16 protein-coding genes are annotated in these 12,382 nt (G+C 63.3%); 1 reads left to right on the top strand and 15 read right to left on the bottom strand.

The genetic code is table 11. The annotated features are described in order from the left end of the window. Positions 1–114: 114 nt before the first annotated feature. The 4 genes from BJI47_RS24445 to BJI47_RS05705 all read right to left on the bottom strand — a co-directional run bounded on the left by BJI47_RS24445 (position 115) and on the right by BJI47_RS05705 (position 4,009). Entirely contained in the window at positions 115–774 is a 660-nt protein-coding gene (locus BJI47_RS24445) for a hypothetical protein (RefSeq protein WP_254900407.1), read from the bottom strand. Positions 775–907: 133 nt separating this feature from the next. Continuing rightward, positions 908–1,588: a dethiobiotin synthase gene (gene bioD, locus BJI47_RS05695; RefSeq protein WP_088942814.1), complete on the bottom strand. Its 681-nt coding sequence runs from the start codon at positions 1,586–1,588 to the stop codon at positions 908–910. Next, on the bottom strand, positions 1,585–2,727 hold the full coding sequence (locus BJI47_RS05700; protein ID WP_088942815.1) for an 8-amino-7-oxononanoate synthase: 1,143 nt from the start codon (positions 2,725–2,727) through the stop codon (positions 1,585–1,587). Before BJI47_RS05700 ends, bioD begins: the two co-directional genes overlap by 4 nt. Positions 2,728–2,740: 13 nt before the next feature. Next, positions 2,741–4,009, bottom strand: a complete 1,269-nt coding sequence (locus BJI47_RS05705; protein ID WP_088942816.1) for an adenosylmethionine--8-amino-7-oxononanoate transaminase — start codon at positions 4,007–4,009, stop codon at positions 2,741–2,743. 114 nt (positions 4,010–4,123) lie between these two features. Here BJI47_RS05705 and BJI47_RS05710 point away from each other — a divergent pair, with 114 nt between their 5' ends. Then, entirely contained in the window at positions 4,124–6,097 is a 1,974-nt protein-coding gene (locus BJI47_RS05710) for an acyl-CoA dehydrogenase (RefSeq protein ID WP_088942817.1), read from the top strand. Positions 6,098–6,205: 108 nt separating this feature from the next. On the opposite strand, the gene BJI47_RS05715 is transcribed toward BJI47_RS05710, so the two are convergent. The 11 genes from BJI47_RS05715 to hemC all read right to left on the bottom strand — a co-directional run bounded on the left by BJI47_RS05715 (position 6,206) and on the right by hemC (position 12,326). Beyond that, on the bottom strand, positions 6,206–6,409 hold the full coding sequence (locus BJI47_RS05715) for a heavy-metal-associated domain-containing protein (RefSeq protein WP_254900408.1): 204 nt from the start codon (positions 6,407–6,409) through the stop codon (positions 6,206–6,208). 24 nt (positions 6,410–6,433) lie between these two features. Next, positions 6,434–6,715 carry a metal-sensitive transcriptional regulator gene (locus BJI47_RS05720; RefSeq protein ID WP_088942818.1) on the bottom strand — a complete coding sequence of 94 codons (282 nt, stop codon included), beginning with the start codon at positions 6,713–6,715 and terminating at the stop codon, positions 6,434–6,436. A gap of 15 nt (positions 6,716–6,730) precedes the next feature. Next, positions 6,731–6,979: a hypothetical protein gene (locus BJI47_RS05725; protein ID WP_254900409.1), complete on the bottom strand. Its 249-nt coding sequence runs from the start codon at positions 6,977–6,979 to the stop codon at positions 6,731–6,733. Further along, positions 6,976–7,440, bottom strand: a complete 465-nt coding sequence (locus BJI47_RS05730; protein WP_254900418.1) for a hypothetical protein — start codon at positions 7,438–7,440, stop codon at positions 6,976–6,978. The genes BJI47_RS05725 and BJI47_RS05730 overlap by 4 nt, the downstream gene beginning before the upstream one ends. Positions 7,441–7,505: 65 nt before the next feature. Continuing rightward, a complete protein-coding gene (locus tag BJI47_RS24015) occupies positions 7,506–7,664 on the bottom strand; it encodes a hypothetical protein (protein WP_176224685.1) in 159 nt (52 codons plus the stop codon). A gap of 71 nt (positions 7,665–7,735) precedes the next feature. Next, the gene (locus BJI47_RS24450) at positions 7,736–7,858 is read right to left on the bottom strand and encodes a hypothetical protein (protein ID WP_254900410.1); all 123 of its coding nucleotides are present in this window, start codon (positions 7,856–7,858) and stop codon (positions 7,736–7,738) included. Positions 7,859–7,937: 79 nt separating this feature from the next. Next, entirely contained in the window at positions 7,938–8,561 is a 624-nt protein-coding gene (locus BJI47_RS05735) for a hypothetical protein (protein ID WP_088942819.1), read from the bottom strand. 16 nt (positions 8,562–8,577) lie between these two features. Next, positions 8,578–9,552: a porphobilinogen synthase gene (gene hemB, locus BJI47_RS05740; protein WP_088942820.1), complete on the bottom strand. Its 975-nt coding sequence runs from the start codon at positions 9,550–9,552 to the stop codon at positions 8,578–8,580. 74 nt (positions 9,553–9,626) lie between these two features. After that, positions 9,627–11,189, bottom strand: coding sequence for a bifunctional uroporphyrinogen-III C-methyltransferase/uroporphyrinogen-III synthase (locus tag BJI47_RS05745; protein WP_088942821.1), 1,563 nt, complete (start codon positions 11,187–11,189; stop codon positions 9,627–9,629). Continuing rightward, a complete protein-coding gene (locus BJI47_RS24020; protein WP_176224686.1) occupies positions 11,186–11,356 on the bottom strand; it encodes a hypothetical protein in 171 nt (56 codons plus the stop codon). The genes BJI47_RS05745 and BJI47_RS24020 overlap by 4 nt, the downstream gene beginning before the upstream one ends. Further along, positions 11,349–12,326, bottom strand: a complete 978-nt coding sequence (hemC, locus tag BJI47_RS05750; protein ID WP_088942822.1) for a hydroxymethylbilane synthase — start codon at positions 12,324–12,326, stop codon at positions 11,349–11,351. The genes BJI47_RS24020 and hemC overlap by 8 nt, the downstream gene beginning before the upstream one ends. Positions 12,327–12,382: the final 56 nt, after the last annotated feature.

The following is a 12,382-nucleotide window of genomic DNA, read 5'->3' on the forward strand; positions in this document are numbered from 1 at the left end:
CGATTGCGTAACGAGCACGTCGGTGCAGCAACGACAAAACCCGCCCGCCGAAGTTCCGCTCCCAGTAGGAGACGAGACTTCGGCGGGCGGGCAGTGGAGAGCTACAGCTGAAATTTACGGTGCGCGGTGCTCGCCACCACGCGGGTCGTTCGGCAGGTGCTCGTCACCACGAACAGCATCACCACGAACAGCATCACCACGGACAGCACTGTCCTCGTTGCCCACGACGCCGTCCGGACGCACGCTGCCGTCACGAACTCCCCCGTCACGAACTCCCCCGTCATGGACTGCACCCTCATGGCGACCAGTTTCCTGGTGGGCGGTGTCACGATGGGCGGTGTCATGGTGGCCGGTGTGAGTGGCGTTCGGTGCGACCATCTTCTCGGCGGACGCCTTGTCGACACTGCCCGACTTGCTGGTGCCGGTCTTGGTGTTCACGTCGGGATCGATCTTGTTGGCGCGGGCTAACTCTGCATCCAGTTCGTCACGCGAGGTCGCAGCGTCACCCTGGTGGGTTTCGGCCTGCAACGACAGACGGCGAGCTTCGGCGGCCTTCGCCTCGGCATCGGCCTGTGACCGGCGCGCTTTCGCGGCGCTCTCGTCCGCAATCGCCTGGCGCTCCTCGACCTGCACGGACTTCTCGGCAGCATTCTCACGAATACGCTCCGCTTCCACGCGTCGGCCGGATTTTTGCTTCCGGGCAAGCGCCAGTGCAATCGCAACGATGAGCAGTACAACTACAACAGCTATCACTATCCATACTGCAGTGTTCATTTCTAGCCCCCAACTGTAGGTGTGGCACCTTGAGTACCCGACGTCGACGGCAGTAAACGAAAAAGTCCGGTTCTACTCCCCGTTATCAGCTTTCACCAGCGGCGCAGTGGTCGAAATTGTGACAATCCACGTGTCACCGAAACAGCACGTCTTCGATTCCGTCGAACCACGCCGGCGCTGCAGCGGTGAATTCGGGTTCGCTCAGCTTTCCTGCGCCTTCCGGTAGGCGGCCCAGCAAGGCTGTCGACGTCACCGAGGGCAGTTCGTCGAGGTTCGAGACGGCCGCTGTATCGGGCGCGCTCGGCCATGACCCGATCACCAGGCCCGCGCACCACACGCCGGCTGTTTCCAGCGTAGACACGGTGAGAGCGGAGTGATTGAGCGTTCCCAACCCGGCCCCGCAGACGACAAGGACCGGAGCACCTACTCCGCGGGCGACGTCGACAAGGGTGAAACCGCCGATTCCCAGGCGTACGAGTAACCCACCTGCGCCCTCGACGAGCACCACGTCGGCGTCGAGGGCGCTCACGGCACCGCAGACGTCTTCGAGTCGAAGTAGCGGCATCGAGCTGCGGCGAGCGGCGACGTCGGGTGCCAATGGTTCCGGGTAGCGCGCCAGTTCCAGCAGATTTTCCACACCGGTGAGTCGGGCAATTTCTTCGAGGTCTCCCGGCTCGCCGGGTGCGACACCGGTCTGTGCGGGTTTACACACCGCAACAGAGCGTCCCGACGCTCGTACCGTCGCCGCGAGCGCCGCGGTGACAATGGTCTTGCCGACGTCGGTGGACGTTCCGGTGACGAGTAGAACGCTCACCGTAGTGACCTGTTCAGCACCGATCCCAGGACTTCGCGAACGGCGGTGAGATCGATTTCGGTCAGCGTGGCCCGTGCGGTGAGTCGCAACCGCGAGGTGCCCTCGGGGACGGACGGTGGGCGAAAGCAGCCGACGTGCACGCCTTGTCGGCGGGCGTATTGCGCGGCTTCATAGGCTGCTGTCGCGTCTCCGAGTATGACCGATACGACGGCCGATTCCGGTTCTGCAACCCCGACGATGTCGGCCAAATCCTGCGCCCGCTCGCGCACTGCGGCTGCACGCGCAGGTTCGCGGACGAGCACCGCGAGAGCGGCGCGAGCGGCTGCGACGGCTGCCGGCGCGAGCGCGGTGTCGAAGATGAACGACCTTGCGACGTCGACAAGGTGCTCTCGCACTGCGGGCGGGCCTAGTACCACCCCTCCTTGGGAGGCAAGCGCCTTGGACAGCGTCGCCGTGATGACCAGGTCCGGCAGGCCGTGCAGACCGAGTTCGTGTACCAGCCCACGGCCGCCGTCTCCCCGGACACCGAGTCCGTGTGCTTCGTCGACGATCATCAGAGCGGAGTACTTGCGGCAGAGTGCATGCAGTTCGGTCAGCGGCGCGAGATCTCCGTCGGCGCTGAAGACCGAGTCGGTGACGAGGAGTGCTCGCTCTTCCTGTCGGGTCTGCAGCGTCCGCTCGACTGCGTCGAGGTCCGCTCGGTCGAATACCTCGATTCGAGCGCGCGAGAGCCTGCAGGCGTCGACGAGCGAAGCGTGAGAGGCCGAGTCGGACATCACGAGCGCACCGCGTCCCGAGAGTGCCGACACAACAGCAAGATTCGCGGTGTATCCCGAGGAGAACACCAGGCCCGATTGCGCGCCGACGAAAGCCGCGAGTTCGGATTCGAGCTCACAGTGCAGAGTCGTCGTTCCGGTGACAAGTCTCGATCCGGTCGAGCCAGTGCCCCAATCACGCACCGCAGCACAGGATGCGTCGACAACTTCGGGGTGGCGAACCAGACCGAGGTAGTCGTTGGACGCGAGATCGATGACCGAGTCGTCCTGATGGCGCGCGATCGGCGTCCGATGAAGCCCGAGCGTTCGGCGGGTGTTAGCCGCTTCGGTCAGCCAGTCGAGTGTCCTCACTCGACAGACCATACTTGAACAGTGTTCAAGTTGCTGAGGCGATAGCCACCATCGCCGTGGCGATGCGCTCGACGTCCTGCTTCTCACACACGTACGGCGGCATGGCGTAGACCAACCTCCCGAACGGTCGAAGCCACACACCATGAGCCACAGCCGTATCCGTCGCGCGTTGCATGTCGACCGGTTCTTTCATCTCGATCACCCCGATCCCGCCTCGCACCCGGACGTCCGCAACATCGGGAAGAGCCTGCGCCGACGCCAAACCCGAGCGCAGGCCCGATTCGAGTGCAGCTACCTCCGCACGCCAGTCTCGGGCGAGAAGTAATTCGACAGCAGCAACCGCGACCGCGCACGCCAACGGGTTCGCCATGAACGTCGGGCCGTGCATCAAGCCACCGGCCGCTCCTGCACTGATGACCTCCGCGACCTCCGACGTGCACAGCGTGGCCGCCAAGGTCATGTACCCGCCGGTCAGAGCCTTCCCGACGCACATGACGTCCGGGGAAACGCCCGAGTGGTCGGCCGCGAAGAGTGCGCCGGTCCGTCCGAAACCAGTGGCGATCTCGTCGAACACCAGCAAGACATCGTGCTCGTCGGCCATCCGCCGCAACTCGGCGAGGTAGCGCGGATCATGGAACCGCATCCCGCCCGCACCTTGTACTACCGGTTCGACGACGATCGCCGCGATCTCGCCTGCGTTGCTCGCGAGAATCTTCTCGAACAGTTCGACGTAGTTCGGATCGAATTCACTCGGAGGTACGGGAGCGAAGATCTGGGCATTGAGCACATCGGTCCACATCGTGTGCATCCCGCCGTCCGGATCACAAATGCTCATCGGCGCGAACGTGTCGCCGTGGTAGCCGCCGCGCCAGGTCAACAATCTGCTCTTGCGTGGCAGACCGCGACTGCGCCAGAACTGAATACACATCTTGACCGCGACCTCGACCGAGACCGACCCGGAATCGGCGAAGAACACCTTGTCGAGGCCATCCGGGGTGATCGACACCAGAAGTTCCGCGAGCCGAGCGGCCGGTTCGTGGGTGAGTCCGCCGAACATGACGTGACTCATCTTGCCCAGCTGGTCCCGCACCGCCGCGTCGAGCACCGGATGGCGATACCCGTGCACGGCCGCCCACCACGAGCTCATGCCGTCGACCAGCTCGTGGCCATCGCTCAGACGCAACCGGACACCGGCTGCACTGTCCACGACAAGCGGTGCGGTCGAGGCGGGAAAACCGCCATACGGGTGCCAGACGTGCGCGGCATCGGTTCGCAGAATCTGTGAGGTATCGATGGGCCGACCCTAAAGGATCGATGGATGCGGGAGGTTCTGCGGTGCGGTCGAAATTTTCTGTGGCCTTCCCGACCCTTCACTCCCGGCGCGGCGGCCGAAAGGTTACCGTCGAGTATGGCAACCACTTCTGAGCACCTTCGCAACACCTTGGACGGCCGCTGGCGTGATGTGAAGAACGAGGCCCGCAGACAACTCGTTCGAGACGAGTTCCGTCCGCACTACACCCCGAACACCGTGATCGCCCGCACCAAAGCTTTGGAACAAATGAAGCTACTTGCTCGAAACGGCGTAGCCGAAGACGGTTTCAAGAAGGAACACGGCGGCGGCGGTAACGTCGGCGGGGCCGTGACGATGATCGAGATGCTCGCCATGTCGGACCTTTCACTGATGGTCAAAGCCGGAGTGCAATGGGGACTGTTCGGCGGAGCCATCGAAAACCTCGGCACCGAACGCCATCACGAGGCGTACGTGGGTCGCCTCATCGACCTCGATCTTCTCGGCTGTTTTGCGATGACGGAGACCGGCCACGGCAGCGACGTGCAGGCTCTCGAGACCACCGCGACCTACGACGCCGAGACCGGCGAATTCGTCATCCACTCCCCCACGCCGTCCTCACGCAAGGACTACATCGGCGGCGCAGCCGAAACTGCCACCGTTGCAGCAGTATTCGCGCAGTTAATCACCGCAGGACCGGGTGAGGAGCCGGAAGGACACGGAGTCCACTGCTTCTTCGTTCCGTTGCGCGACTCCGACGGCGCGGACCTCCCCGGAGTTACGACGAGCGACTGCCAGTACAAGGGCGGACTCCCCGGAGTCGACAACGGACGCATCATGTTCGACCACGTCCGCATCCCGCGCGACAACCTGCTCAACAAATACGCCGACGTCGACGCGGACGGCACGTACTCCTCACCTATCGAGAATTCGAGTCGACGCTTCTTCACGATGCTCGGCACGTTGATTCGTGGTCGCGTCACCGTCGGTGGCAGCGCGGCCGCCGCTGCTCGCGTCGCCCTGGATATCGCGACGCAATACGCGCTGCAGCGCAGGCAGTTCACGGCACCGGATTCCGAAGAAGAAGTCCTCATCATGGACTACCTGGTGCATCAACGTCGACTGTTCCCACTGATCGCCAAGTCCTACGCGTTGCAATTCGCACAGAACGAGCTCGTGGCAAAGATGCACAAGCTTCAGACGAGTGACGACCCGGATCCAGAGGAGCAGCGCGAGTTGGAGTCCCGCGCAGCGGGGTTGAAAGCGGCGAACACCTGGCACGCGACCACCGCAATTCAGGAAGCCCGCGAAGCCTGCGGTGGCGCAGGCTATCTGGCCGAGAACCGGCTGATCTCACTCAAGGCGGATACCGACGTGTTCACCACGTTCGAGGGTGACAACCACGTGTTGACGCAGCTCGTCGCGAAGGAACTGCTCACCGCCTACGCCGACGACGTGAAGAGCATGAGCCCAGTCGAATGGGTTCGCTTCGCCGCGGAGTTCGCCGGCGACCGCGTGATCAAACGCACTGCAGCACAAACGATCATCCAGACCGTCCTCGACTCCCGCCAGGACAACGAGGAAGAGGGATCACTGTTCAATCGCGGCACGCAGGTAGGCATGTTCGAAGATCGCGAGAACTACCTCCTGTCGACGGTCGCAAGACGCCTGCAGAAGAACTCGAAGGAAATGAGCGGGTTCGACGCCTTCAACTCCGTCCAGGACCATGTGTTGCACGCGGCACACGCACACATCGACCGAGTCGTTCTCGAAGCGTTCGTCGCCGGTATCAACTCGTGTGAGGACGAAGCAGCCAAGAAGATTCTCGAGCAGGTGTGCGATCTCTACGCACTCTCCGTCATCGAGGAGGACAAAGCCTGGTTCGTCGAGCACCGCTATCTCTCGACGGAGCGATCGAAGGCCGTCACCCGCGGCATCAACGAGCGCTGCCGTTCGCTACGTCCGCACGCACGCGAACTGGTCGAGGGCTTCGGCATTCCCGAAGAACTCCTCGGCGCATCCATGCTCGGCCATCCGGGTGCGGGGAGCGACGAAGAGTCCGCAGATCATCCGAGCAAGGCTCACGCAGGCTGACGCCGTCGTGAGTAGGGACCATCACCAGATGCGTGATGGTCCCTGGGCGTGATGGTCCCTGGGCGTGATGGTCCCTGGGCGCCATCGGGGAGATGTGTCATTCGGCGGTCAGGAGACGAGCGTGTATCCCGCCTCGGTGACCGCGGACGCGATAGCAGCCGCGTCGATGTCCTGATCGCTCGTGACGACAACTTCACCGCTGGCGACGTCGACGTCCACCCCGGTCACGCCTGCTAGTTCGGAGATCTCCTCGGAGACCGATGCGGCGCAATGCTGACAGGTCATTCCTTCGACGATGTATTTGTTCTGCACTTTTTCACCTTTCTTGGAATGGAATCAGGATCGGACGAGTCGCGCGATCGCGTCGGACGCTTCTTTGACCTTGGCGTCCGCCTCGGGGCCGCCTTTGCGTGCCGCCTCGACGACGCATCCGGCGAGGTGCGCGTCGAGCAATTTCAGCGATACCGACTGCAACGCTTTCGTCGCCGCGGACACCTGAGTGAGTACGTCGATGCAGTAGCGATCCTCGGCCACCATTCGTGAGATGCCCGCGACCTGTCCCTCGATACGCCTGAGTCTCTTCAGCAGATCGTCTTGTTCAGTGGCATAGCTGCTCATGACTCGAGCATACCCCTACCGGGTATGGAGAGGTGGCCTGAGGAGCCGCCGAACGCCATCGATCAGCAACAAACCTGCGAGGACGACGCTCACCGCACCCAGCGCGATCCATGGCCCCGCGTAGCGGGTCGAGACGTACTCGGGTCCACTGTCGCCGGCCGCGACGAACACCGTCTCGGTCACGCCCGCGTTCCAACACAGGATCGCCAGAGCCACGACCAATACCGCGGCGACGATCTCGGCGATTGCCAGTCCCCGGATCACGAGTACTCGATCAGCGCATGCTCGAGCGCTGCCCGCAATCCGTCGTCGTCCTTGGCCCATGCCTGCACGAGCGCCCCGCCCTTCATCCGGAGACCTATCGCGGTACGTCGACGCGGCACCGAATGCACTTCACCGAGCACTCGCGCTGTCTCCCACTTCTTCGGTTCGTAGTCGCCATCGGAGTAGTCGATCGGAGGCAGCACCTCGTCTATGTCCGCGATGTCGAGGGTCTCAACCCCCTGCTGCAAGCGCTTGGGCGTCACCGCAACGCTGACATGTCTGCGCGCGGCACTGACCTGAACGTAGGTGAACCCGACCAGGATGAGCGCAAACAGCGCCAGAGCGAACCAGTGGACAACGGGGCCGGTCAGGAGTTCGATCACCAACACCAGCACACAGAACAGCGGCCCCCACAGCAGCGCCCGCCAGCGAGCGCCTTCTTCGGCGAACAGCAGTTCCATGTCCGGCAACGGCGAACCGGACTCGTGTCCATATGTCACAGTGCAAGTGCCCCGGGTCGGAGGCGTCAGCTACTGACGACAGCGGGCAGGACGATCGCGATCGCCGCGAGGATGCCCATGGTCACTACGAGGCCGATCAACAGCAACTCCATCCGCATGCTGTGATCCACACGCTCGGTGCGATCGACATGGGGCGTTTGCCTGGCCTCGGTCCGAACCTGCATACGACTCCTCTGACCGCCGATGTGATGGCAGTCACGCTAGCTCAGGCGGCCGTGGAAGACAAAACCACAGGTCAACCAGCACTGAATCCGAGCGCCATAATGAATACCGCGACGGATACTGCCAGTAGCAAACCGAGAAGCGCCCAGGGCTTACCGCGCTCCTGCTCGACCTCGCGGACTTCCGGTTGCGTCATGTGGGGTCCAATCACTCGAGGATGATATCGAGTGATGCTATTCACATGATCAGAGAGGGGTGCAGTGACACGCCGACCTTCACTTCTTGCGTGAAGCGAGAAAATACTCGGTGGACTCCTTGCGGTGCATCAGATAGATCGCACCGGCTGCAAGAACACCCTGCGCGATACCCGCAGCCGCCATCGACAGTGACAAAGCACCGTCGGCGGAACCAAGTCCGAACAGCTGAGGCAAGGCAAGAACCACTGTCACCGTCCCGATCATCGTCAGGACCATCCGTGCCCACATCCGACCGAGTCGCATCTTGTTCACCCAGAACAAGAACAGCCCCCCGAAACCGACTCCGAGGAAGACCATGAAGACGAGCGCTGCGGTCAGGTAACTCTCCGCCGACTCCGCGGTCAGCGGCATGGATGGCTGCTGGAGCGCCACATCGTCGACGAGTTGCTGCGCGAAGATCGACTTGTCGCCGTAGACGACAACGAGCGTCATCAGCAGCTCGAGCATGCCCAGGAGCGCTACACCCCACCACAGATGCCGCGAAGTCTCGACGTCCACCGGTGCCGGTCGTCGGACGGACTCGAGCGGCAGTACATCGAACGACGGAATCTTCATCGACGGCGGGCCGTGTTCGGCCTCCCAGCGTTCCCAGTCCGGCTGCGGCCGGGGACTATCGCCTTCGGGATGCGATGGATCGGTCATCTCTCACCGTGTTCGGTCATAGCCACCCAGCTGCTTCCGTCGCCCAGTAGGTCAACACCACATCGGCACCGGCCCGTCGAATACTGGTCAGGGACTCCAATATTGCCGCATCGCGATCGATCCAACCGTTCTGTGCGGCCGCGGTGATCATCGAGTACTCACCCGAAATCTGATATGCAGCAACGGGAACCGGAGAAATATTGGCGATGTCTCGCAGAATATCCAAATACGACATGGCTGGTTTGACCATCACGATGTCCGCCCCCTCGGCCAAGTCGAGCTCGACTTCGTGGGCTGCTTCGCGGCGATTAGCCGAATCCTGTTGGTAGGTACGCCGATCCCCCTGAAGCGAAGACCCGACTGCCTCCCGGAAAGGGCCGTAGAAAGCCGACGCGTATTTGGCCGAATAAGCGAGCTGTCCGACGGCATCGTGGCCTGCCGCATCCAGACCTTCCCGGATCGCGGCTACTTGCCCGTCCATCATTCCGCTCGGCCCCAACAGATGCGCGCCGGCATCTGCCTGCGACAGAGCCATCTCGACGTACCGTGCCAGCGTCGCATCGTTGTCCACGACGCCGTCGGCGGTCAGTACGCCGCAGTGTCCGTGATCGGTGAATTCGTCCAGGCACGTGTCCGCCATGAGCACAGTCGAGTCACCGAGATCAGCCTTCAGGCACCGAAGTCCGCGATTGAGGATTCCGTCGGGATTACTTGCTCCGGAACCCTCCGCGTCCTTGTCCTCAGGGCGTGGCACGCCGAACAGCATCAGACCACCCACACCCGCCGCCACGGCTTCTTCTGCCGCAACGCTCAGGGAGTCGAGCGTGTGCTGAAAGACACCGGGCATCGAAGAAATCTCTCGCGGCTCACTGAGCCCGTCCGCCACGAACATGGGCAGCACCAGATGCCGCGCTTGCAAAGACGTTTCAGCCACCAACCGACGCAATGCCGGTGTCCGGCGCAGTCGGCGTGGGCGGTCTACGGGAAACATCTGTACGGGCCCTCCTTCGTCGGGCAGGTGCATGGAAACATTTCTACCAGAGCTGTTTCCACGCACCTTGGGCGTCAGCGCCTGCGACTCTTCTTACGCGGGGGCGGCAATGCACCTTCGGCACGCAGACGAGCAGCATGCTCGGCCAACGCCTCGATGAGCGGACCGACCTGCGCGGTCTCCGGCTGAACGTCGACCCGCAGACCGAACTCGACTGCAGTCTCGGCCGTCTTCGGACCGATGCACGCAACGAGCGTGCGTGCGTGCGGCTTCCCAGCGATACCGACGAGATTTCGAACAGTCGAACTCGACGTGAAGCACACCGCGTCGAACCCCCCGGTCTTGATCATCTCGCGGGTCTCGGCGGCAGGCGGCGCAGCGCGAACGGTTCGGTAGGCAGTGACATCGTCGATCTCCCACCCGCGCTCACGAAGCCCTTCGGCAACCGTTTCGGTAGCGATATCGGCACGCGGCAGCAGAACCCGATTGACCGGGTCGAAAACCTCGTCGTACGGCGGGAAGTCCTCGAGGAGACCGAGGGAAGACTGCTCGCCCGACGGCAGCAGTTCGGGGTTGATACCGAACGACCGGACCTTCTCCGCCGTCGCTTCGCCGACGCACGCGATCTTCACACCCGAAAATGCACGGGCATCGAGACCGAACTCTTCGAACTTCTCCCACACGGCGCGAACTGCATTGGTCGAGGTGAAGACGACCCACTGGTACCTACCGTCGACGAGTCCCTTGACCGAGCGCTCCATCTGAGCCGGGCTACGCGGAGGTTCGACGGCAATGGTCGGAACTTCGATCGGGATGGCACCGTGCGTCACGAGACGATCGCTCATCTCGCCTGCCTGATCCTTGGTGCGTGGCACCAGAACGGTCCAACCGTACAGTGCGCGAGACTCCCACCAGGACATCTTGTTTCGGCCCGAAACGACCTTGCCGACCGTGACGACGAGCGAACCGACGAGCTCACTGCCTGCATCGTTCAGCGTGGCGAGAGTGGCCTCGACGGTGCGCTGCTGACGAGTCGTGCCCCGGACCGTGATGGCCGCGGGTGTCTGCGGAGCGAGACCGTGTTCGACGAGCGCACTGGCCGTCTCGGCCAGATGCCCCGACGTCGCGTGCAGTACGAGCGGCCCGGGTGCGGCTGCAAGCGCCGCCCAGTCCACCTCGCCTCGGACGTCGGCCTCGGTGTGTCCGGAACCCAACGCCATTCCGGCGTAGCTTGGCACCGCTGAACCCGACGGCAGTCCGGGAAGAACCTCGAACTGAACATGTGTGCGTGCAACGGCGGTGACCTCGGCAATGACCGAGTCGGTGGTGAGGGGATCCCCGGACACCAGGCGCACGACATCGTGACCGTTCTTAGCCTCGGCCAGAAGGGTTTTGGCGACCTCGGCAGGCTCACCGAGTGCCGGCCGGACATCGACTCCGGTTTCGCCGGTTTCAGGGTCGCGCGGAAGATCGTGACCGACGAGCGCGATAACGCCTTTGTCGACATCTGGATCGGTGAACGCGAGTTCGGCGGAGCCGAGTACTTCGCGGGCTCGGACCGTCAGCAGAGCTGGGTCACCCGGCCCCGATCCCACGAACAGGATCCGTCCGTTGGCATTCTTGCGGACTGGGCTCATCGGTTGTTCTCCAGTGCTTTCTTGTGTGGGTGTTGCAGTTCGATCGAGGTTGCGGGGCCCCGCTTCGGGATCAACCGTGCAGTGGCGATGGATTCGCCGCGGACCGGGGGCCGAGAGGCCCTGCGTTTGGCGCGTCCGCGAACTGGAGTGCTGATCGAGCTAGACATGGGATGTTCCCCCGGAATGCGCAGACGTAGTAGCTGCCGGCTCGGTTATGTCGACCAATCTTCGAGCGCCGAGATCGAGCATCTCGCGGGCCAGGTCGCGGCCCAGCTCCTCAGCATTGTCGGTGGCACCGACGATCGACGCGCGAATGGAATCGCTGCCGTCGAGGGCTGCCACGCAGGCACGCAGTGACAGCTCTTCGAAGACGCGGCCGCTCTCGTCGATTGACTCGACGATGTCGGCGATGGCACCGACCGGGGCCGAGCATCCTGCTTCGAGTTCGGCCAGCAGACCACGTTCAGCGGCAACGCAGGTGCGGGTGTTCTGGTCGTCGAGTGTGCGAATCGCCTCGATGAGCTCGGTGTCGGCGATCCTGCATTCGACGGCCAATGCACCCTGCGCCGGGGCCGAGATCATCTGCACCGGATCGAGTGCCTCGGTGATGACATCGAGCCTACCGATTCGAGCGAGTCCTGCTCGTGCCACGACGACGGCGTCGAGTTCTCCGGACGACACCTTCCCGATACGAGTGTCGAGGTTGCCCCGCAGGGGCCTGACATCGAGACCCTGGCCGAGTGCACGCAACTGCGCGGCACGACGCGGCGCCGACGTCCCGACGGTTGCTCCGCCGGGTAGCTCGCCGAGCACCAGGCCGTCACGAGCTACCAGTGCGTCGCGCGGATCTTCCCGCTCGGGGATCGCAGCAATGACGAATCTTTCGTCGGGAGCGGTGGGCAGGTCTTTGTAGGAGTGCACGGCGATGTCGACTTTGCCGTCGGTGAGTGCCTCACGCAACGCCGCAGTGAATACGCCGACTCCGATGGTCTGCACCGGAGCGGCCGACATATCACCGGCAGTTTTGATGATCACGAGTTCTGCATCGAGTCCTGCTGCGATCAGCCCACGCCGAACTGTGTCGGCCTGGGTCGTTGCGAGCAGGCTTCCTCGTGTTCCAATTCTTACGACGGTCACCGCTGTGGTCCCTTCTTGCCGTCGATCCGGCTGGCAGTGAAATCGTCCACGAGTTC

The sequence above is a fragment of the Rhodococcus sp. 1168 genome (genome assembly GCF_002091955.1).
In the GTDB taxonomy this organism is placed as follows: domain Bacteria; phylum Actinomycetota; class Actinomycetes; order Mycobacteriales; family Mycobacteriaceae; genus Rhodococcoides.

What these genes read in the sequence shown, in the direction of transcription:
- BJI47_RS05720 (WP_088942818.1), bottom strand. Translation starts at nt 6,715, where the DNA reads ATGAGCAGCTATGCCACTGAACAAGACGATCTGCTGAAGAGACTCAGG.
- BJI47_RS05730 (WP_254900418.1), bottom strand. Translation starts at nt 7,440, where the DNA reads ATGGAACTGCTGTTCGCCGAAGAAGGCGCTCGCTGGCGGGCGCTGCTG.
- BJI47_RS24450 (WP_254900410.1), bottom strand. Translation starts at nt 7,858, where the DNA reads ATGACGCAACCGGAAGTCCGCGAGGTCGAGCAGGAGCGCGGTAAGCCC.
- BJI47_RS24445 (WP_254900407.1), bottom strand. Translation starts at nt 774, where the DNA reads ATGAACACTGCAGTATGGATAGTGATAGCTGTTGTAGTTGTACTGCTC.
- BJI47_RS05735 (WP_088942819.1), bottom strand. Translation starts at nt 8,561, where the DNA reads ATGACCGATCCATCGCATCCCGAAGGCGATAGTCCCCGGCCGCAGCCG.
- BJI47_RS05700 (WP_088942815.1), bottom strand. Translation starts at nt 2,727, where the DNA reads ATGGTCTGTCGAGTGAGGACACTCGACTGGCTGACCGAAGCGGCTAAC.
- BJI47_RS24015 (WP_176224685.1), bottom strand. Translation starts at nt 7,664, where the DNA reads ATGCAGGTTCGGACCGAGGCCAGGCAAACGCCCCATGTCGATCGCACC.
- BJI47_RS05710 (WP_088942817.1), top strand. Translation starts at nt 4,124, where the DNA reads ATGGCAACCACTTCTGAGCACCTTCGCAACACCTTGGACGGCCGCTGG.
- BJI47_RS24020 (WP_176224686.1), bottom strand. Translation starts at nt 11,356, where the DNA reads ATGTCTAGCTCGATCAGCACTCCAGTTCGCGGACGCGCCAAACGCAGG.
- hemB (WP_088942820.1), bottom strand. Translation starts at nt 9,552, where the DNA reads ATGTTTCCCGTAGACCGCCCACGCCGACTGCGCCGGACACCGGCATTG.
- BJI47_RS05745 (WP_088942821.1), bottom strand. Translation starts at nt 11,189, where the DNA reads ATGAGCCCAGTCCGCAAGAATGCCAACGGACGGATCCTGTTCGTGGGA.